This is a genomic window from Vibrio maerlii (genome assembly GCF_003415655.1).
Classification (GTDB): domain Bacteria; phylum Pseudomonadota; class Gammaproteobacteria; order Enterobacterales; family Vibrionaceae; genus Vibrio; species Vibrio maerlii.
This window is the reverse complement of sequence record NZ_QRHC01000003.1, coordinates 455,975-477,265: the sequence shown is the minus strand read 5'-3', so window position 1 is coordinate 477,265 and position 21,291 is coordinate 455,975. Positions and strand designations below refer to the sequence as shown.

18 protein-coding genes are annotated in these 21,291 nt (G+C 45.1%); 11 read left to right on the top strand and 7 right to left on the bottom strand.

Annotated elements, in window-relative coordinates:
- Positions 1-32: 32 nt before the first annotated feature.
- Entirely contained in the window at positions 33-1,355 is a 1,323-nt protein-coding gene (xseA, locus tag DPF91_RS06555; protein WP_117233626.1) for an exodeoxyribonuclease VII large subunit, read from the bottom strand.
- A 255-nt stretch (positions 1,356-1,610) separates the two neighbouring features.
- Here xseA and guaB point away from each other — a divergent pair, with 255 nt between their 5' ends.
- On the top strand, positions 1,611-3,074 hold the full coding sequence (gene guaB, locus DPF91_RS06550; protein WP_117233625.1) for an IMP dehydrogenase: 1,464 nt from the start codon (positions 1,611-1,613) through the stop codon (positions 3,072-3,074).
- A gap of 170 nt (positions 3,075-3,244) precedes the next feature.
- Positions 3,245-4,798, top strand: a complete 1,554-nt coding sequence (guaA, locus tag DPF91_RS06545) for a glutamine-hydrolyzing GMP synthase (protein ID WP_117233624.1) — start codon at positions 3,245-3,247, stop codon at positions 4,796-4,798.
- 86 nt (positions 4,799-4,884) lie between these two features.
- Here guaA and DPF91_RS06540 read toward each other — a convergent pair whose 3' ends face one another.
- Entirely contained in the window at positions 4,885-6,423 is a 1,539-nt protein-coding gene (locus DPF91_RS06540; RefSeq protein WP_117233623.1) for an alanine/glycine:cation symporter family protein, read from the bottom strand.
- A 258-nt stretch (positions 6,424-6,681) separates the two neighbouring features.
- Here DPF91_RS06540 and DPF91_RS06535 point away from each other — a divergent pair, with 258 nt between their 5' ends.
- The 3 genes from DPF91_RS06535 to DPF91_RS06525 all read left to right on the top strand — a co-directional run bounded on the left by DPF91_RS06535 (position 6,682) and on the right by DPF91_RS06525 (position 9,947).
- Positions 6,682-7,659: an ion channel gene (locus tag DPF91_RS06535; protein WP_117233622.1), complete on the top strand. Its 978-nt coding sequence runs from the start codon at positions 6,682-6,684 to the stop codon at positions 7,657-7,659.
- A 113-nt stretch (positions 7,660-7,772) separates the two neighbouring features.
- Complete coding sequence (locus DPF91_RS06530; RefSeq protein ID WP_117233621.1) at positions 7,773-9,041, top strand: O-acetylhomoserine aminocarboxypropyltransferase/cysteine synthase family protein; 1,269 nt, start codon at positions 7,773-7,775, stop codon at positions 9,039-9,041.
- Between the two features lie 171 nt (positions 9,042-9,212).
- The gene (locus DPF91_RS06525) at positions 9,213-9,947 is read left to right on the top strand and encodes an RNA methyltransferase (RefSeq protein ID WP_117233796.1); all 735 of its coding nucleotides are present in this window, start codon (positions 9,213-9,215) and stop codon (positions 9,945-9,947) included.
- 148 nt (positions 9,948-10,095) lie between these two features.
- Here the strand turns inward: DPF91_RS06525 and fdxA are convergent, their stop codons facing one another.
- Both fdxA and DPF91_RS22325 read right to left on the bottom strand, forming a co-directional pair.
- Positions 10,096-10,425 (bottom strand): ferredoxin FdxA, encoded by a 330-nt coding sequence (gene fdxA / locus DPF91_RS06520; protein ID WP_117233620.1) that lies wholly within the window; start codon positions 10,423-10,425, stop codon positions 10,096-10,098.
- Positions 10,426-10,537: 112 nt separating this feature from the next.
- Complete coding sequence (locus tag DPF91_RS22325; protein WP_277392892.1) at positions 10,538-10,672, bottom strand: hypothetical protein; 135 nt, start codon at positions 10,670-10,672, stop codon at positions 10,538-10,540.
- A gap of 3 nt (positions 10,673-10,675) precedes the next feature.
- Here DPF91_RS22325 and DPF91_RS06515 point away from each other — a divergent pair, with 3 nt between their 5' ends.
- Positions 10,676-12,292, top strand: a complete 1,617-nt coding sequence (locus tag DPF91_RS06515; protein WP_117233619.1) for an NAD(P)/FAD-dependent oxidoreductase — start codon at positions 10,676-10,678, stop codon at positions 12,290-12,292.
- A 77-nt stretch (positions 12,293-12,369) separates the two neighbouring features.
- On the opposite strand, the gene DPF91_RS06510 is transcribed toward DPF91_RS06515, so the two are convergent.
- The 3 genes from DPF91_RS06510 to DPF91_RS06500 form a co-directional block, all read right to left on the bottom strand.
- A complete protein-coding gene (locus DPF91_RS06510) occupies positions 12,370-13,683 on the bottom strand; it encodes an APC family permease (protein WP_117233618.1) in 1,314 nt (437 codons plus the stop codon).
- 25 nt (positions 13,684-13,708) lie between these two features.
- Entirely contained in the window at positions 13,709-14,557 is an 849-nt protein-coding gene (locus tag DPF91_RS06505; RefSeq protein WP_117233617.1) for a VOC family protein, read from the bottom strand.
- 182 nt (positions 14,558-14,739) lie between these two features.
- Positions 14,740-16,095: an MBL fold metallo-hydrolase RNA specificity domain-containing protein gene (locus DPF91_RS06500; RefSeq protein ID WP_117233616.1), complete on the bottom strand. Its 1,356-nt coding sequence runs from the start codon at positions 16,093-16,095 to the stop codon at positions 14,740-14,742.
- Between the two features lie 161 nt (positions 16,096-16,256).
- On the opposite strand from DPF91_RS06500, the gene DPF91_RS06495 reads away from it, so the two are divergent.
- The 5 genes from DPF91_RS06495 to DPF91_RS06475 all read left to right on the top strand — a co-directional run bounded on the left by DPF91_RS06495 (position 16,257) and on the right by DPF91_RS06475 (position 21,247).
- Positions 16,257-16,961, top strand: coding sequence for a DUF429 domain-containing protein (locus DPF91_RS06495; protein ID WP_164684062.1), 705 nt, complete (start codon positions 16,257-16,259; stop codon positions 16,959-16,961).
- Positions 16,962-17,103: 142 nt separating this feature from the next.
- On the top strand, positions 17,104-17,928 hold the full coding sequence (locus tag DPF91_RS06490) for a hypothetical protein (protein WP_123766753.1): 825 nt from the start codon (positions 17,104-17,106) through the stop codon (positions 17,926-17,928).
- A gap of 24 nt (positions 17,929-17,952) precedes the next feature.
- Complete coding sequence (locus DPF91_RS06485) at positions 17,953-18,768, top strand: M15 family metallopeptidase (RefSeq protein WP_241033768.1); 816 nt, start codon at positions 17,953-17,955, stop codon at positions 18,766-18,768.
- A 119-nt stretch (positions 18,769-18,887) separates the two neighbouring features.
- Positions 18,888-19,127, top strand: coding sequence for a GlsB/YeaQ/YmgE family stress response membrane protein (locus DPF91_RS06480; protein WP_117233612.1), 240 nt, complete (start codon positions 18,888-18,890; stop codon positions 19,125-19,127).
- Positions 19,128-19,438: 311 nt separating this feature from the next.
- A complete protein-coding gene (locus DPF91_RS06475; RefSeq protein WP_117233611.1) occupies positions 19,439-21,247 on the top strand; it encodes an AMP-dependent synthetase/ligase in 1,809 nt (602 codons plus the stop codon).
- Positions 21,248-21,291 lie beyond the last annotated feature (44 nt).

The window sequence follows — 21,291 nt, the reverse complement described above, 5'->3', positions numbered from 1 at the left end:
ATCCCATAATAGCTAGTTGACGCAGGTGTTTACTAGATTACAGTCGAGCGAACCTCGCCATCAGACAAACGGGTGACCAGAGTGTCACCCTTTTTGATCTCTGAGGTTTTAGTGAGAACTTTGTCTTGCTCATTCTTAGTGATGGAATAGCCGCGCATCAAGGTTGCTAAAGGGCTGACGGTGTCGAGCTTTTCTGCTGCGATTGCCAACTGATGTTGCCTAGCGGTGATATCTCGATTGATAGCCGTTTTCAGTCTTTGTTCCAATACAGATAGTTTGATCTTTTGCCCTGACAGTTTTTCGGTTGGCGAGTGGCGTTCTAACCTGTGTTGTTTGCGCTCTAGGTGTTGCTGACTCTGATTTAGTTGGCGTTGCATTGCATTTCTTAATCGTGAATCAAGTTCATCAAGGCGTTGACTCTGCTCATTAAGCTTTTGCTGGGGATGCTGCTTTTCTAGCGCATGCAACTGCTTAGTCAGTTGGTGTTGCTGACCAGACAAGAAATACTGAATCGCGCTACGTAGCTTATTTAAGCGAGTATCGATCTGTTGGCGTTTATGGCTTTGATCGCGACTCACAATCTCAGCAGCAGCAGATGGCGTAGGGGCACGCATATCTGCAACAAAATCAGCAATGGTGACATCAACCTCATGACCAACTGCACTAATGATTGGGATCTGACTTGCGGCAATGGTTCGCGCAACGATTTCATTGTTAAAGCACCAAAGGTCTTCTAATGAACCACCACCACGCCCAACAATAAGTACATCACATTCTCGACGCTCATTAGCTCGTCCAATCGCTTGAGCAATCTGAATCGCAGCCTCATCACCTTGCACTAAGGTTGGGTAAACCACAACCGGGAGAGTCGGGTCACGACGTTTTAGCACGTCAAGAATGTCATAAAGAGCAGCGCCCGTTTTTGAGGTCACAATACCTACACGCTGTGGGTGTTCCGGTAGGGGCTGTTTACCGATTTGAGAAAATAGGCCTTCTCCCGCCAATTTCATCTTAAGGGCTTCAAACTCTTGTTGAAGTCGACCATCACCTTCCGGTTGCATGCTCTCGATGATGAGTTGATAGTCACCACGTGGTTCGTACAAAGAGAGGCGTGCCTTTACCAACACTTGATTACCGTTCTGCGGCTTAAAAGTGACTCGACGATTGCTGCCTTTGAACATTGCACACTTCACTTGGGCGCGGCTGTCTTTTAAGGTCAGGTACCAGTGACCAGAAACCGGCGCAGAAAAGTTAGATATTTCACCAACTAACCAAACGATGCCCATTTCATTTTCTAATAACAGACGTACCTCAGAGTTGAGGCGAGAGACGGTATAAATATTGGGGTTGCTCATGAGGAGACTATCATCCTAGAAGAAGTTACTCACCAGACGTGAGTATGGAAGATAGCGGCAATATAATACATATCAAGGGGGGGAATGCAAATTAAAAATAGAAAAATGTGTAGCCAAGCGATTACCTTGACCGTATAATCCCACCGCAATATCTAATCCAAAGTAACTGAATAATTCTTTTTGGTTACTCTCATTATGCGAAACGATGAGATGGATTAACTCCTTTTACACACTTTCTATTGTGAGATATTGCAAATGCTAAGAATTGCCAAAGAAGCGCTGACATTCGACGACGTACTGCTAGTGCCAGCACACTCCACTGTTCTCCCAAACACAGCTGATCTTCGCACACAGCTGACTAAAAACATCACGCTAAACATCCCAATGATTTCTGCATCTATGGATACAGTGACTGAAGCTCGCCTAGCTATTGCCCTAGCGCAAGAGGGTGGTCTTGGTTTTATCCATAAGAACATGTCTATTGAGCAGCAGGCAGCAGAAGTTCGTGCGGTTAAGAAATTTGAAGCGGGTGTTGTTACTGATCCTGTAACAGTAAATCCAGATGCAACCATCGCTGATGTTGTTGCTCTAACTGAAAAACACGGCTTCGCTGGTTTCCCAGTGGTAACGGATACCAATGAACTAGTCGGTATCATTACTGGACGTGATGTTCGCTTTGTTACAGATCTTTCTAAGAAAGTTGAAGTAGTTATGACGCCAAAAGCGCGTCTAGCATCTGTTAAAGAAGGTGCAACTCGTGAAGAAGTGCAAGAGAAAATGCACGAAGCACGTGTAGAGAAAGTGCTGGTAGTGAACGATGAGTTCCAACTAACCGGTATGATCACTGCAAAAGATTTCCATAAAGCAGAACGTAAACCAAATGCATGTAAAGACGAACGTGGCAGTCTGCGTGTTGGAGCTGCAGTTGGTGCAGGCGCAGGTAACGAAGAGCGCGTAGCAGCTCTAGTTGAAGCGGGTGTTGACGTTCTACTTATCGACTCTTCACACGGTCACTCTGAAGGTGTTCTGAACCGCATCCGCGAAACTCGCGCAGCATATCCAGACCTAGACATCATCGGTGGTAACGTAGCAACTGGTGCAGGCGCACGTGCTCTTATCGAAGCGGGTGTAAGCGCCGTTAAAGTTGGTATCGGCCCTGGTTCAATCTGTACAACTCGTATCGTTACTGGTGTTGGTGTTCCTCAGGTTACTGCTATTGCAGACGCTGCGGAAGTTGCGAACGAATACGGCATTCCAGTTATCGCTGACGGCGGTATCCGTTTCTCTGGTGACATCTGTAAAGCTATCGTAGCTGGCGCATCATGTGTAATGGTTGGCTCTATGTTTGCGGGTACTGAAGAAGCACCGGGTGAGGTTATCCTTTACAACGGTCGTTCTTACAAGTCTTACCGTGGTATGGGTTCACTTGGCGCAATGTCTCAAGGTTCTTCTGACCGTTACTTCCAGTCTGACAACGCAGCAGACAAGCTAGTACCAGAAGGTATCGAAGGTCGCATCGCATACAAAGGTCGCCTAAAAGAGATCGTTCACCAACAAATGGGTGGTCTTCGTTCAAGCATGGGTCTAACTGGCTCTCCAACAGTTGAAGACATGCGTACTAAAGCGGAGTTCGTTCGTATCTCAGGCGCAGGTATGAAAGAGTCGCATGTACACGACGTTCAGATCACGAAAGAAGCACCAAACTACCGTTTGGGTTAATTAAATCGTTGCGAGATTTTACCTGAATTGAGGTAAAAGAAATCTTACGTAAACGTTTGCTTTTTTCTTGAAGCATTTCTGTGGGGCGGGTAAACTCGCCCCCGATCACATTTCTATACTGGTGAAATCTGCCCGGTTGCCATCAGTATTAACTAAAAAGACTGCTCAAAATGACTAAAAATATTCATGACCAACGTATTCTGATCCTGGACTTCGGTTCTCAGTACACTCAGCTAGTAGCACGCCGTATTCGTGAAATCGGTGTTTACTGTGAGCTTTGGAGCTGGGATGTAGAAGAAGCGGATATTCGTGAATTCAACCCAGATGGCATCATCCTATCTGGTGGCCCAGAAAGCGTAACAGAAGCAAACTCTCCTCGTGCACCTCAGTACGTATTCGATTCAGGTGTTCCTGTATTTGGTATCTGTTACGGCATGCAGACAATGGCTGAACAGCTTGGCGGTAAAGTCGCAACGTCTACTGAACGTGAGTTCGGCTACGCAGCAGTACAAATCTCTGGAGAGTCAGCACTGTTTGCTGGTTTAGATGCATCTCAAGATGTTTGGATGAGCCACGGCGACAAAGTTGTAGAAATCCCATCAGACTTCGTTAAGACAGGTGAAACAGAAACTTGTCCATTCGCAGCAATGGCGAACGAAGAGAAGAAATACTACGGCGTTCAGTTCCACCCAGAAGTAACACACACGAAGAACGGCCTAAAAATGCTTGAGAACTTTGTTCTTAATGTATGTGGCTGTGAAGGTCTATGGACTTCTGCTTCAATCATTGAAGACGCAGTTGCTCGTATTAAAGAGCAAGTAGGCGATGACGAGGTAATCCTTGGTCTATCTGGTGGTGTTGACTCATCAGTGGTTGCGATGCTTGCTCACCGTGCAATCGGCGACAAGCTAACGTGTGTATTCGTAGATAACGGCCTACTTCGCCTAAACGAAGCAGAGCAGGTTATGGATATGTTCGGCAACAAGTTCGGCCTAAACATTATTCACGTTAACGCTGAAGACCGTTTCCTAGAAGCGCTGAAAGGCGAGAACGATCCTGAAGCGAAGCGTAAGATCATCGGTCACGTGTTCGTAGATATCTTCGATGAAGAGTCTAAGAAACTTAAGAACGCTAAATGGTTAGCTCAGGGTACTATCTACCCAGACGTAATCGAGTCAGCAGCATCTAAGACGGGTAAAGCGCACGTAATTAAATCTCACCACAACGTTGGTGGTCTTCCTGATGACATGGAAATGGGCCTTGTTGAGCCACTACGTGAGCTGTTTAAAGATGAAGTACGTAAGATCGGTCTAGAGCTAGGTCTTCCTTACAACATGCTTTACCGCCACCCATTCCCAGGTCCTGGTCTAGGTGTTCGTGTTCTTGGTGAAATCAAGAAAGAGTACTGTGATCTGCTACGCCGCGCAGACGCTATCTTCATTGAAGAGCTGCACGCAGCAGACCTTTACCACAAAGTATCTCAAGCGTTCACGGTATTCCTACCAGTTCGCTCTGTGGGTGTAATGGGCGATGGCCGTAAGTACGATTGGGTTGTATCACTACGTGCTGTAGAGACGATCGACTTTATGACTGCTCACTGGGCACACCTACCATACGACTTCCTAGGTAAGGTTTCTAACCGTATCATCAATGAAGTCGATGGCATCTCTCGCGTGGTTTACGATATCTCTGGTAAGCCACCAGCAACAATCGAGTGGGAATAATTTCTAGCACTAGATTGAAGTGAAAAACAAAAGGGGTGTTAACCGAATGGTTAACACCCCTTTTTTGCTATTAGGTGACTAGAGCGTTAAGTAGAAGGCTGTTCTACCGTTTCTTTCTGCACTTCTGATTGAGGATCTTTACCTGTTTCACGACGATAGCGAGCCTCCCAATAATCGGCATTTTTGATACCTAGTTTTACAGGGTTGAATGTGTACGCTTCAACACCTTGCTTTTGCTGCTCTTCGTAGTCTTTCAGTGCCTTCATTGCTGGCTTCGCCATAAAGAAGATCACCAAGATACCGACGATGTTGAGCCACGCCATGAGACCAACACCGACATCACCCATTGCCCATGCAAGGTTGGCCGTCTTCACTGTTCCATAGAATACGACAGCAATCAAAGCTAACTTAAGAACAAACATTAAGCCGTTTACTTTGATAAAGCGACGGATGTAAGCCACATTCGTTTCTGCAATGTAGTAGTACGCAAGGATCGTTGTGAAAGCAAAGAAGAACAGGGCGATAGCAATGAACGGTTTACCAATGCCTGGTAGCGCGCTCTCTATAGCCATTTGAGTGAAGACTGGACCGTTAGCTGCAATGTCTGCCCCAACGTTTTGAATCAAGAAATCCTCTGCACCATGGACGTTATACGCACCTGTGATAAGAATCATAAAGGCAGTCGCAGAACATACTAGCAGTGTATCGATGTAGATAGAGAAAGATTGAACCAAACCTTGCTGTGCTGGGTGATCAACATTCGCCGCTGCTGCTGCATGAGGACCTGTGCCCTGACCCGCTTCGTTCGAGTAAACCCCGCGTTTTACACCCCAACCAATTGCGGCACCAAAGCCTGCCATTGGTGTGAATGCATCTGAAATGATCATAGAGAAGATACGTGGTACTTCACTGATATTCAGTAAGATGATGATGAATGCTGTGATGATGTATGCCAGTGCCATGAATGGCACCACGACCTGAGTGAAGTTCGCAATACGCTTAACACCACCAAAAATGATGAATGCAAGAATAATTGAGATGATCGTACCCGTTAGGATCTTAGCAAAGCTGAAAGTTCCAACTGCGGTTTCAATCATGTCGCCAGAACCAAATGCTGCTTCAACGGCGTTACCAATACTATTTGATTGCACGCCCGGTAGTAAGAAACCACAAGCAAAGATGGTTGCAATAGCAAAGATCACCGCGTACCAAGTTTGCCCCATACACTTTTCAATGTAGTAAGCAGGGCCACCACGAAACTCGCCATTATCTTCTTCTTTGTAGATTTGCGCTAAGGTCGATTCTGCATATGCTGTAGCTGCGCCGAAAAACGCTACCATCCACATCCAGAAAACCGCACCCGGCCCACCAAAGCCAATAGCGGCAGCGACACCAGCAATGTTACCTGTACCGACACGACCGGACAGTGAAACTGCGAGCGCTTGAAAAGAGGAGATCCCCTTAGTGGAGCTTTTTCCTGATAAGAGTAAGCGCCACATTTCTCCAAAGTGTCGAACTTGGACAAAGCGGGTTAATATTGAGTAGAACAAACCGGCACCTAAGCATAAATAGATAAGTGCTGGGCTCCAGATGATTCCATTCATGAAATCAACAAATGACTGCATAACATATTCCTTGTTATTGTTTTATAAATTTAAATCCCAGTCGAATGTTAACCTTTAAAATTCAGTCGTTTAAGAGAAATGTAGATCTGAGTCTCATTATCGTGACCATTTGCACAAAATGCTGCAAAAATGTTAATTAATAGTATAATGAATGGTTTATTGGACAGTAAGTAAGTTAATTATCCAATGAATGATTGGAAGGTTTTCTTCTAAACTTAACCGAATAAACGGATGTTTTAGAGTTGTAAGGAAGTGGTCATGGGCTCCACAACAAAGCAGTGTAAATATCAGAATTCTGAAGGTTGGTGCTGTGACGAACCTGCCGGGGAGTCTGGGCTGTGTTACTGGCATGATCCCAAGGTTGATAAAAGCAATGACGATGTTAAATGCGCGGTTGAGGAGTGGGCGGCATCGGGAAAACCACTCGATGGTTTTCAGTTGGCAAGAACTCAGCTCGAAGATATCAATTTGGTGAACAAAGGGTGTAAAAAGGGCTACTCCTGTCGTGATGCAGACTTCTATCGAGCAGACCTTAGTGAAGCTCACATGTTTGGGATTGATCTTCGTGGTTCATCCTTAATGAAGGCAAAGCTCATCGGCGCTAATTTGCATTGCGCTAAGCTCGATAACTGCAACTTACTCGGGATGATACTTGGACGAACGAAAATTGAGAATGTTGATTGGGGCGATAACCTCAAGCAAGAGTTAGCGGCTAAACAAGCAAGAAAGCAAGGCAACAAAGAAAAATCGCTTTCGCTTTATCAGGAGGCAGAAGAGGTTTGTCGTAACATTCGCAAACAGTGCGAAAAACAAGGGCTGTTTGAGATTGCAGGGGACTTCTTTAAGCGAGAGATGCGCTTTCGTCGTTTTCAGATGCCACGTATGAGCTTCAAGCGCATGGTGTCTAAAGTCGTCGATCTATTCTGTGGTTACGGAGAAGATCCGCTGCGAGTGGTGACATTCTCTATTGCTCTTATTTTTACCTGTGCACTTGCGTACTTTGCGCTAGATACCACCAGTGCTCATCCTATCTATGAGGGGGTTACTGGTTGGAAGTACTATCTGTTTGAGTTTTTCAATGCGCTTTATTTTAGTGTCGTGACGTTTACCACCTTAGGCTACGGGGATATCTCTCCAGTTGGTTTTGCCCGCTTTATTGCTGCGCTTGAAGCTTTTCTTGGAAGTTTTACGATGGCTTTGTTTGTTGTGGTGTTCGTTAAGAAAATGACGCGATGAATCTGCGTATCACGCCGTGATGGTTTACGCTTTACTCTTGGTTGACTTTCGATCTTTAACACGAGATGCTGAATATCAACAAAAATAGTAAGGATAATCATCAAGGAAGAACAATGAAAGACGAGACCCTTTCCATCCATTACGGCTACGAGACTGATCCAACAACTAAATCTGTAGCAACGCCAATCTATCAAACAGTCGCGTATGAGTTTGAAAATGCCCAACATGGCGCTGATCTCTTTAATCTAGAAGTTCCGGGCAACATCTACACCCGCATTATGAACCCAACCAATGACGTACTTGAAAAGCGAATGGCAGCTTTAGAGGGTGGTATTGCTGGGCTGGTGGTGAGCGCTGGTAGTGCTGCAATTAACTATGCGATCCTAACTCTGGCGCAAGCAGGCGATAACATAGTATCAACTCCTCAGCTTTACGGCGGCACCTATACTCTTTTTGCCCATATGCTTCCTAACCAAGGTATTCAGGTTAAGTTTGCTAAAGATGATAAACCTGAGAGCTTAGCTGAACTTATCGATGAAAATACCAAAGCTGTTTATTGTGAAAGTATCGGAAACCCTGCGGGTAACATTGTCGATCTTGAAGCGATCTCAACGCTTGCTCACGCCCAAGGTGTTCCTGTGATCGTCGATAATACCGTTGCGACCCCAGCAATTTGTAAGCCGATTGAGTTTGGCGCTGACATTGTCGTGCATTCATTAACTAAGTATGTTGGTGGCCACGGTACAACCTTAGGTGGCATCGTTATCGATTCTGGTAAGTTCCCATGGGCAGAGCACAAAGAACGATTTCCGGTGTTTAACCAACCAGAGCCTTCTTATCACGGTGTTGTTTATAGTGAAGCCTTTGGTGATGCTGCATTTATTGGCCGCTGTCGCACTGTGCCGCTGCGTAATACGGGCTCAGCCTTATCACCAATGAATGCGTTTATGTTGATGCAAGGCCTTGAGACGCTCTCTCTGCGTATGGAGCGTCACACAGAGAACGCTTTAAAAGTCGCGGAATACCTGAGTAAACACGAGAAGGTGAGCTGGGTTAGCTATGCGGGCTTAACGGATTCTGAATTTTATCCACTGGCTGAAAAATACATGAAGGGTAAGCCATCGGCGATCTTATCGTTTGGTCTAAAAGATGGCTATGACGCAGGGGTACGCTTTTATGATGCTCTGAAGATCTTTAAGCGCTTAGTAAACATTGGTGATGCAAAATCATTGGCTTGTCATCCTGCCTCAACCACGCACCGTCAGTTAGATGAAGCCGAGCAAAAACAAGCGGGTGTATCGCCAGAGATGATCCGCCTATCAGTAGGCATTGAGCACATTGATGACATTATTGCCGATCTGGAGCAAGCGTTGAATGCATAGAGGTTCTAGAGGCTAGTTTCTTGTACCTAGAAGAACAACAAATGCCTAGTTCATAGCAGACTAGGCATTGTTCTATCTATATCTCTATTTATGTTTCTAAGGACTAGGCTCTAGGAACTAGTTAGTATTATGAGTAAAATGCCTCTCTTAACCAACCTGAGACCCTTCACTATGATTTCAAAGAACCAACTAAAACTGCTCCGCGCTTTGGGGCAAAAAAAGCAGCGTAAAGCTCATGGCCTATTTCTTGTGGAGGGTGAGAAGAACGTTCTTGAGTTGGTTGATTCACCGCTGACCGTACAACAGGTTTTCGCAACCAGTGAGTTTTTAGCTGAGCATGCGAATATACTTCGCCAGTATGAATGCGTTGAAGCAAGCCTTGATGAGCTGACTAAAGCAAGCAGTCTAGTGAGCAACAACGCGGCGGTCGCGATTGTTGAGATCCCAAAGGTTGAAGCACCAAAAGCCGAAGGTTTGATGATAGCCCTTGATGGCGTATCTGACCCTGGAAACTTAGGTACTATTATCCGAATTGCCGACTGGTATGATATTCAGCACATTGTGGCTAGCTCAGATTGTGCGGACCCATACAATCCAAAAACTATCCGCGCAACGATGGGCAGCTTTGGCCGCGTGCAGGTAAGTTTATTGGATCTTCCTAGCTACTTAGAGCAAGCAAGCATTCCTGTATATGGGGCTTTTCTGGAAGGCGAGAGCGTGCATAAAACGGAATTCTCAGCACAAGGTATTTTATTGATGGGGAGTGAATCTCACGGCGTGCGTCCAGCAGCAGAGAGATTTGTGACTGACAAAATCACTATCCCAGCCTTTGGCGGTGCAGAATCACTGAATGTGGCAATGGCGACTGGGATTATTTTGGATAATTTGCGTAGGCAGCATGGATAAGATCCTAGTGCCTAGTTAACGAGTTCCTAGAAGAGGAGTACGACACCAGATCTTCTTCTAGGCACGAACATCTGGGAGCAAGTCTCTCGGAAGCAGTTTCTAGGAACCAGCTTCTAGGAACTAGGAACTCTAACCTAGGAATCTAATCCTATTTCTCCAACATCCCTTTACCAAGCTTATCTTCTACACCGTTCCACTTTTCTGCGTCTTCCATTGCTGGAATCACTTCAGTGCGTACTGGCCATACTTCAGATAAAACTGAATTCATTTCAATGAAGATCTCTTGATCGGCGGGTACTTCGTCTTCTTGGAAGATGGCTTGGGCATCACATTCCGGAACACACAGACCACAATCGATACACTCAATTGGATTGATTACCATAAAGTTTGGGCCTTCGTGGAAGGCATCGGCAGGACATACAGCCACACAGTCGGTGTACTTACATTGAATACAGTTATCAGTTACGACAAACGCCATGGTTCTTTGCTCTTATTTGATTGTGTGAGTGTCTAATTGCGGAGGGGCGATGATACTGATCCCCATGTAAATATCAATATACAGTTAAGTATAGATAGTGATGCTTTTATAATCAGATGTAAGGGTGGATTTCGTATGACACCACCTCGAAGTTATCGTAGAATGCGCGCCATTGTGAGCTTTTGGCTACCAGTAACCCAATTGGTAACTCATTGGCTAAGACACCTACCCAAGAAATGCGAGACATCGAATGATACGTTTAACTGAAATCAAGCTTCCACTTGATCATGAAGAAGGCGAAATCCAAGCTGCTATTGAGAAAAAGCTTGGTCTTACGCCAGAACAAATCCTTTCTTTCAATGTATTTAAACGTGGCTACGATGCTCGTAAGAAAGCTAAGATTCTACTGATCTACACTCTGGATGTGGAGGTAGAGAACGAAGTTGCTTTACTTGAGCAATTCACTCAGGACCCTCACGTAAAATTGACTCCGGATATGGAGTACAAGTTCGTTGCGCAAGCACCTGCTGATCTTACAGAGCGCCCAGTGGTTGTTGGTTTTGGCCCTGCTGGTCTATTCGCTGCACTCATTCTTGCTCAAAGTGGCTTCAAGCCAATTGTGGTTGAGCGCGGTAAAGAGGTACGTGAGCGTACTAAAGACACCTTCGGCTTCTGGCGTAAGCGTAACCTGAATCCTGAATCAAACGTACAGTTTGGTGAGGGCGGTGCAGGTACGTTCTCTGACGGTAAGCTTTACAGCCAAATCAAAGACCCTAAGCATTACAGCCGCAAGGTAATTGAAGAGTTTGTTGCATCAGGCGCACCAGAAGAGATCCGCTACGTAAGCAAACCGCACATCGGTACCTTTAAACTGGTGACGATGATCGAAAAAATGCGTGCAAAAATCATCGAACTTGGTGGTGAGATTCGCTTTAGCACTCGCGTTGATGATCTTCATATGGAAGATGGTCAAATCACAGGCGTCACGTTATCAAACGGCGAAGAGATTAAATCTCGTCACGTGGTTCTAGCGGTTGGCCATAGTGCTCGTGACACATTTGAGATGCTTTACGAGCGCGGCGTATACATGGAAGCGAAGCCATTCTCGGTAGGTTTCCGAATTGAGCACAAACAGTCAATGATCGACGAAGCACGTTTTGGTCCAAATGCAGGCAACCCAATTCTTGGCGCTGCGGATTACAAACTGGTTCACCACTGTAAGAATGGTCGCACGGTTTACAGCTTCTGTATGTGTCCGGGTGGTACCGTTGTTGCGGCAACATCAGAAGAGAAGCGTGTCGTAACCAACGGCATGAGCCAATACTCACGAGCAGAACGTAATGCAAACGCCGCTATCGTAGTGGGAATCGATCCTGAGCGTGACTTCCCAGGTCATCCACTGGCAGGTATCGAGCTGCAGCGTAAGCTTGAGTCTGGTGCGTATGTACTCGGTGGTGAGACATACGATGCACCGGCGCAAAAAGTCGGTGACTTCCTGAAAGGTGCTAACCCGAGTGAGCTTGGTGATGTCGCACCTTCATTCACACCGGGCATCCACCTAACGGATATCTCGAAAGCACTACCAGACTTTGCAATCGAAGCTATCCGTGAAGCGATCCCTGCATTTGACCGTAAGATCAAAGGCTTCGCAAGTGCAGATGCACTACTAACGGGTGTTGAGACGCGTACATCATCACCAGTAAACATCAAGCGTGGTAAAGATTACCAGAGCATCAACCTAAAAGGCTTTTTCCCAGCAGGTGAGGGCGCAGGTTACGCTGGTGGTATTTTGTCAGCGGGTATTGATGGTATTAAAGTAGCTGAAGCTGTAGCACTTTCAATGACAGGTCAGCTAGATAACGTCTAATAGCTTAGGCTCGAATACAAATAAAAGCGCCGCTGACTCTCATCAGCGGCGCTTTTTCATTTTAGTGAAGAAATTAATTACACTTCAGTAGCTGGTGTTAGCTGTTGTTGTGCCTTCATTTGCTTGTTCTTAAACAGAATGTAGATCACGCCAACACCAACGGTTGCAGCGATAATCGTCAAGATGCTTGAGCTGAAGCCTGAGAAGCTCTTAAAGATCAAACCAAGGAATACGGCATTACACACAACGGTTAATGTCACAAGAACTGCTTTGCTCTTGATATAGAAGCGAGATGCTTGCCACTCTTGTGGGTACTTACTTGGTAGGCCAAGTAGCGCAAAGTTTGGAATGGCGAAGAATAGCAGCGCAAGGCCTGTTGCGACACGAACAAGTACGCCAATATCCATTCCGGCGATAACGGGCGCTACTCCCATCAACCAAAAGATAGTCAGTAAGATGTAAGGCGTGCCAAAGCGATTCTTCTTCGCAAGGAAGGTTGGGAACCAGCCATCTTCACAGCCTTTGATCATCGTATTGCAGTACCACATGTATGAAGAGTTCATTGTCGTTGCTAGTGCCATTAATGCACCGCCAATAACAAAGAACAGCACACCAGCCTCATTACCGAAGATAGTCTCAGCTGCGTAAGTCATTGGTTTGTTAGCCACTTGTTCGTAAGGTAGAACGCCAGAGCCAGCTAAGCCAATACAAGCAAACAGCACCGTCGCAATCGCGGTTACCGTTAGGATTGCTTTAAACAGTACTTTTTGCGGTTCTTTAACCATGCCACCGAACTCAAGCAGAACCAAACCTCCGCCCATCGAGAACATCAGCATGGTTACCGCAGAGATAAAGCCGTCACTGCCATTTGGAAACAGGCGCTCAGCAGTAAGTGCATCAGGCTGAAGCTTCATGATTCCAAGTGCTGAAAATGAAACCAAAGCAACAATCAGCACCACGTTAAGTACCTTTTGGATCTTCGTTGCGGATTGCGCGCCGAGCAGGTTGATTACATAGAACAGGGTAATCGCACCAACCGCGACATAGGTTGCATTGAGATCCGGCAGGATAGAAGTCACATAGCTCGCAAAGGCAACTCCGAAGAACGCCATGATGATGCGGCCAATAAAGAAGATCCACAGGAACATACCACCGGCAAATGGTGACATAAGCTCATTGGTTACCGTGTACGAAAAGCTCGTGCGTGGAATGGTTAAGCCAACAATCAGAGTTGGGATCATCGAGAAGATAAACGCAATGCCCGCAACCAGATACGCCAGTGATATCCCGGTATCGGTATAACCAATACCATAGCCCGTTACTGTGATAACGCCGCCACCAATGATCAAACCAAGACCAATCGTAACCAGCTCTTTAAATCCTAAATTCATCGTAAAATCCTTTACTTACGTGAGTTTATGCCTGCTTAAACTCTAAAAACAGGTTCATCTCTTTGCTGGTGTCAACAAATAGAGAGCCGTCGATTTCACGGAACGAGTAACCAGAACGCTCGATAAATGATTTAGTTAAGCTAATATCTTGGGTTAGGAAGGTCATGCCAACGTATGGACTACGAGTCTTATCTAACTGAATATCTAAAGCATTGTTTACCTGATCACAATCTACGACACGCAGTGACTGAATACTGTTTTCAGTCGTAAAGTCACCATCCATGTAGCTACTTAGCTCAGTAAGTTTCTCACCTTGTTCTGCTGTGATATCGGCATAGATGGCTTCCATCGCGTATACGCCATTGCCATGCTGGTAGCGGTTAGGTTGGAAGATTAGCTCTGGTGTGTGGTGCTGCATCACGGCCACCATGCCGTTGTTATCTAATACTGGCTGCATAAAACGGAACCACTGGAACTTAGCCGTACCTTTTAACTCACCGTGATCCGCAGGGCGACTCGAATCGGTAATAGGGTCGCTTACCTCAATATCACTTGCCATAAATTTAGCGTGAGTCGCTGCAATATCTTTTGATACAAGCAGAGACATATGCAAGGCGCAGTCAGAGTTTAATAGGTCTAGTAGGTAGTCTTTACCCGTTGTTTCAATAACTTCAATGTAAGAGTTATCAAACATATAGTGGATATTGATAGGGCAGATGTTGAGCTCATTTAGACCGACATCAAGCTTTGATGCTTTGCCTGATTTAAAGCCTAATGCTTCAAAGATCTCTGTAGAAATAGCCAGTTTTTTATTAACGATACCGACATGGTCGATGGTCGCTTGGTGGTGGGTAAATTCAATAGCTTGTGACATTGTTATAAATCCATTTATTAAAATGGACTGCAATATAGCATGCGATTTGGTGTGTTATTTCATATGGCTATATAACAAAAAGTAGTTACATATCTCTAACATTTATATGAGTTGTCTTTGCTAAACCCTTTTTGTTCTATTTGATGTTGAGACTACTTGTAAAAGCTGGTTCGTTATAGAGATCAGCGTACGTCAAAACCCTGCTTCTTTAACTCCTTCGCAAAGTATGATTTAGTTTTAGGAACACCATGTATCAAATGTATCTCTTTCGGTTTGTTTGCGATTCCACAGACAAATTCCATCAGATCATTTTTGTCGGCATGGGCAGAATAACCTGACATAGTATGAAGCTGTGCTTTAACCTTAATCATCTCTCCATCAATCTCAACCTCACTGGTTCCAGACTGTAGTTCAGCACCCAAGGTTCCATCGGCTTGATATCCAGCAAAGATAACATCGGTACGCTTGTCGCTGAGCAATGCCTTTAGGTATGCCATGATCCTTCCCCCTTGGCACATACCTGAAGCGGCAACCACTATTGTGGGTTCACCTGTTGAAGCGAGCCTATTAACCAGTCTTTGATGGGTTCGATAGTCTTCAACCGTAATACACTGTTCAAATTCAAGCGGGTGCCGATGGGCCTCGAGCTTTGCTTTCGCTTCATTTCCCCAAAGCTTCTTGAAGCGCTGATAGGAGCGTGTGACTTTGCTTGCCATTGGAGAATCAAGAATGATCGGCATGGAGATGTCAATGTCGTGTTGGTAAATCAACTGTTCAATATCGAATAACAATTCTTGAGTTCTCCCGACACTAAAAGCAGGAATGAGGATGGTTCCACCATCTCTCAAAGAACGCTCGATAATCTTTTTGAGTCTTTGTCCACGTGTAGCAATGTCGTCATGTTGTCTATCTCCATAGGTTGATTCGATAAACAAGTAGTCAGCACGCTCTGGCGGGAGGGGATCGGGGAGAAGTGGCGTGTGGCTTGGGCCGAGGTCACCAGAAAAGACGATGACTTCCTGATTGGGTAGCTTTACCTCAATGTATGCTGAGCCTAAGATGTGTCCCGCAGGTTGAAACCGAGCATAGAGAGTATTTGGCCTACTATGATCCTTTCCGTTATTAAGCTGTACACCCATCTTGAATGGAGTGGGAATTGCAATCCATTCATTGTATTCACAAGCGATGACCATACGCTTTACTTTTCTCAGTACTCGTTCTGTTTGCCTATTGTTAAGTCCTTGTATTTTAAGGCCATCAGTAAGCATCAAAGGCAGTAGTTCTGCTGTGGCTTTGGTACAGATGATAGGCTTTTCAAAGCCTTTAGCGAGCAACCAAGGAATGCGACCAACATGATCAATATGACTATGGGTAAGTAAAAGGGCTACGATGTTCCTAGTGCTAAAATCGATCTCTAGGTTGCGAGAGTCTGCCCCTTGAAATAATCCGCAATCAATTAAAATAGATTGGTCATCGAGTCTTAGTTCATGGCAAGAGCCGGTAACGGTATCTTTGCCACCATGATGAATCACCTGCATATAACCCCTCATTGTTCCATTGCACCACGCATGCCTGAAAATATCTTAATCGGTTTTATAGCGACTCAATAAACTTTGTCTGTGAGGTCGCTCGGAATCGTATTGAATTATCTGAACTAATGAATAAAGATCTTTTTGGCGATCGCCAAAGAGGAAAAAGAATGAAGTATTTCGGTATCGATGGTTGTAAAACTGGCTGGGTAGTATGGTCCTTAGAGGGGGATAGACCATTCATGAAGCTTGTCCACAACCTATCCAATATTGAATCTGAGCTAGAGCAGGGGATCGCTATGATTGATATCCCAATTGGCTTTAGTGATGAGAAAAACCCAGATCGTCCTTGTGATAAGGCTGCGCGCAAGTTCTTGTCACCGAAACGAGGCTCGTCAGTATTCCCAGTTCCTTGCCGTGAAGCCGCGTACGCCGAAGATTACCAACAAGCGTGTTTGATTAACCTTAATACTGTTGGGAAGAAGCTCTCTAAACAGACTTGGTATATATTACCTAAGGTGCGAGAAGTCGATGCGCTGTTGGCAAAGAATACAAAAATTCAATTGAGAGAGTCGCACCCGGAAGTTGTATTTAAAGCACTTCAGGGGGAACATTTAGCGTTCAGCAAAAAAATCCTTGATGGCCAACAGGAGCGAATGGAAATCATTGCTCGCTATAAACCGGATTGGATTCCTACTCTTAAAGCCGCGCTTGAATCAACCAAGAAGTCTTATGCCGCAGCGGATGATTTGATTGACGCACTAGCGCTCTTGCTGGTGGCGATTAATTCTACGCAACTCACTTCCCTTCCTGGTAAGCATGAGAGTATTGCAGCGGATACCTCCCAAGAGATTATTTATTGGCAGCCTGAGTGATATCGCTCGGTAATACCGTGTAATTTACTGAGAGTAAGATACGTGTTAATGCAGAGTCGGTCGAGAATGTAGCCATTTAACTTGCTCCCGTGATGTAAAGCATCACTCTTGCTATAACCTATAGCGACAGATAAGGGATGACATGTTCAGGACGTTACTCGTACTTAGTTTATGTTTTTCTGAGCCAATATTGGCGCTGGAAAGCTGGAATAGTCACAAGCGCTACTCTCCTGGTGAACGAGTTTTCTACCAAGATATTCAATACGTTTCTACTCATTGGAATCTTTCAAATGCTCCTAAACCTAGCAATACCTATTGGGATGGCTGGCTACTTGTTGAAGCAGAAATTACCCGGTTTAATTGGGGCTCGGATTATGACAGTGGTGATGTGGTTGAATATTATGGGGACATTTATCTTGCTAAATGGGGCAATAGGAATGAGTTGCCTGCAGAATCATGGTATTGGCGCAGGTTAGCTTCAGATGACTATCTAAATGTGACTGGAATCTCTGATGTTGACCGCCATCTACCCCATTCTGTTGAATTTATTCTTGGTGAGGACATCAATCGAAATCACATTAAAGATCGCTTGGAATTCAAAGTGCTTCACACTTATCCTTCTACAGAACTGCAACGCTTGGCGCTGAACGCTTCGTTTGTTTACCGTGCACTGCATCAGTTGGAACTCGACGAGTCTATCAACCTGCTCGAACAAGAGGTCATTAGCCTGTTTGCTGCCTTATCAGGTTGGCAACAATGTATGCAAGAACTTGGTGAGCGAAACCCTAGAATTGACACACCATGGGTTTTGTATCACGACACTCTTTACTCTTCACTTCTTTATCAGCTAGGTCAAAATGAAGCACTTCAGGACCTCAATGGAGAGTTTGAAAAGCTTAACGATCTCGTTGCGAAAAATTATTGTGAGGATTATGACTTAGCGACACTTTCATATACTCTTCAGTGACATAGTCTTATTAATTCCAATCTAATGAACAAGGCAAAGATATTCCTCACAATAACAGTATTGCTGTTCAGCTCGTTTATTCACGCCAAAGTCGCACCCGTCTCGGACTGGCAGTGCGGAATGATGAAAAAAACAGGCGTACTGGCAGAGAGCGCGCCGGTAGGGTGTGATCGGTTATCCAAGGTTGATTTTGAGTTCGTTGATTTTGAGCACAAAGTCCAGCAAGGCAGTGTGATTGTTTTGGATGTTATTGCCCCCTCCGTTGAGCAGATCTTTGTTGGTTTAAGAGAGCGCCACTTCCCTCTGAACTCTGCACGTCTGATGCGCGAGTTTAAAGGGGACGACAATGCCTCTATGTCAGCTAATAACTCCAGCGCATTCAACGCAAGACCCATTACGGGTGGCTCCGGTTGGTCAAAGCATGCTTATGGCGTTGCGATAGATATTAACCCGGTTCAAAACCCCTATCTTGCATTCGCGCCAGACGGAACCATTACCGTAAAGCCGCCTCAATCTCTCAAACAATACGTGAATCGAAAGGAGTATCGCGCTCGCTCCGAAGTCAAAAGGGTGGGTATGGCGGAAGAGGTTGTGGATCTCTTTGCTCATCATGGCTTCTTGATATGGGGTGGGGATTGGAATACACCTATCGATACCCAACACTTTGAAGTTGGCTCAAGAGCATTCGTCAATAAGCTGGTCTCGCTACCTAAGAACCAAGCGATGAAACTATTCGAGCAGTACACTCGGAGCTACCGAGATTGTGTGATTCAAGGTAGCTTCAAAGATGCACAGCAGGCCCGTGCACAGTGTGCTCACTCGACCATAAATAGGTATTAAAGGTCATAAGAAGATTTATAGACTGACTTGATGTTATGTACTTCTTTGCTACGTTGAAAGTGATTCGATTGTTATTTAGCTTTAGCAATAACGTAATCATCGACAAAAGGAGAGTGTGAATGAACATCTTAGTTTTTATCTTGATTGGTGCGATTGCAGGTTGGCTTGCCGGTCAGTTAATGAAAGGCTCTGGATTTGGGCTCGTAACGAACATCATTATTGGTGTCGTAGGTTCATTTATCGGTGGGTTTGTTTTGGGATTAATCGGTTTATCTTTTGGTGGGTTTATCGGCTCAGTAGTCAGCGCAACAGTGGGTGCAGTCTTGCTACTCTTCCTTGCTGGGTTGATAAAAAAGTAGTCTCAATTCTATAAACTATCTATCAGCGTCAGCTTTATAGCTGGCGCTTTTTCCTATTAGGTATCTGTTACTTTTGCGACTCCTGATTACCATTCTTGATAGAGCAATCTGGTCTCACCCTCTCATTTATACCTCTTTAAAATTTATTAACAATACAGTCAACTGGTCAGATCAGAGCTTAAACTCAATAAAGTAAAGGCTTAAGGCGAAGAGGGTTGCGATTTTGAGAGGTAGCTAGTTGTCTTTTGAAGTGCCAACTGTACACTTGTGCGCTCAAATTAGCTTACAAATGTAAGCCTTAGGTGAAAGAGATGGCCAATTTAGATTTTCATATCGTAAAACGTATTCGTGAGCAGGTTGCTAAAGGCGCTGATCGCATCGCTCTTAAACATAAAGTTGGAGACGTATGGCGTGGTATTAGCTGGACGCAGTTTGGTCAAGATTTGGATGCGCTGTCGTTAGCGCTATTGGCTCAAGGATTACGAGTTCAAGATAAGATCGGCATTTATTCTAATAACATGCCTCAGTGGACAATTGCTGATTTTGGCGCGCTTCAAGCGCGAGTTGTAACTGTTCCTATCTACCCAACTAATACTGCAGCGCAGTCTTCTTATATTATTCAGAATGCTGACGTACGTGTTCTGTTTGTTGGTGAACAAGACCAATACGATGCTGCGCTCTCTATCTTTGATGAGTGTGAGCAATTAGAACTTATTGTTGCGATGTCTGACGATGTGGACCTTGAGAACCACCCAGCCGGTATCAGCTGGCATGCCTTTATGGCTCGAGGTAGCGAAGCTCAGCTAGCGGAGTTCAATCAACGAATCGAAGATGCGAATCTAGAAGACTTGCTGACGCTGATCTACACCTCAGGCACAACCGGTCAACCGAAAGGGGTTATGCTGGATTACGCCAACATTGCCGCGCAGTTGGTCGGTCACGATGAGCGTCTAAGCTTGAGCGAAAAAGATGTCTCACTCTGCTTCTTGCCGCTTTCACACGTTTTTGAGCGAGCATGGACATTCTACGTGCTCTATAAAGGCGGTACTAACTGCTATTTGCAAGACACGATGCAAGTACGTGATGCACTAAGCGACGTTAAGCCGACGGTGATGTGTGCGGTACCTCGCTTCTACGAGAAGATATTCTCTGCTATTCATGAGAAAGTGGCACGAGCACCTATCCATCGCAAAGTCATGTTTACCTGGGCGGTAAACATGGGCGCTAAGGTTGCTGCATGCCACCAAGAAGGTCGTGAGCCTTCATTCCTACTTAAGAAGTCACATGCCTTTGCTGACAAGATTGTGATGTCTAAATTGCGAGCATTACTAGGCGGTAATATTAACTTCATGCCATGTGGTGGCGCTAAGTTAGATGAGACTATTGGTCGCTTCTTCCACGCTATCGGTATCAACGTAAAGCTGGGTTATGGCATGACCGAAACTACAGCCACCGTATCTTGTTGGGATGATCGTTGTTTCAACCCTGATTCGATCGGTATGTCGATGCCAGGTGCGGATGTGAAAATTGGCGAGAACAATGAGATTCTTGTTCGTGGTCCAATGGTGATGCGCGGTTACTACAAAATGCCCGAAGAAACTGCGAAGACATTTGACGAAAATGGCTTCCTTAAAACGGGTGATGCGGGTCATATCGATGAGAACGGTAACTTGTTCATCACTGACCGCATTAAAGAGCTGATGAAAACCTCAGGTGGTAAGTACATTGCACCTCAAGTTGTTGAGGGTGCTATCGGTAAAGACCACTTCATCGAGCAAATTGCAGTCATTGCCGACACTCGTAAGTTTGTATCTGCGCTAGTTGTACCATGTTTCGATACTCTAGAAGAGTACGCGAAAGAGCTTAATATCAAATATCACGACCGTATGGAACTGATTAAGAACCATCAAGTAGTTGAGATGTTTGAAAAACGCATCAGCTCATTACAAGGTGAGTTGGCGAAATTTGAGCAAGTGAAGAAGTTCAAGCTGCTGCATAAACCATTCTCGATGGACTCTGGTGAGTTAACACCAACGCAGAAACTGCGTCGTAAGGTGATTAACGACCGTTACCAAGATGAAATCGAAGAAATGTATCAAGACAAGCCGAAAGGCAAGTAATGTCTTAAGCTTAATCGGTAGATGGATAGAAATGCCATCTACTG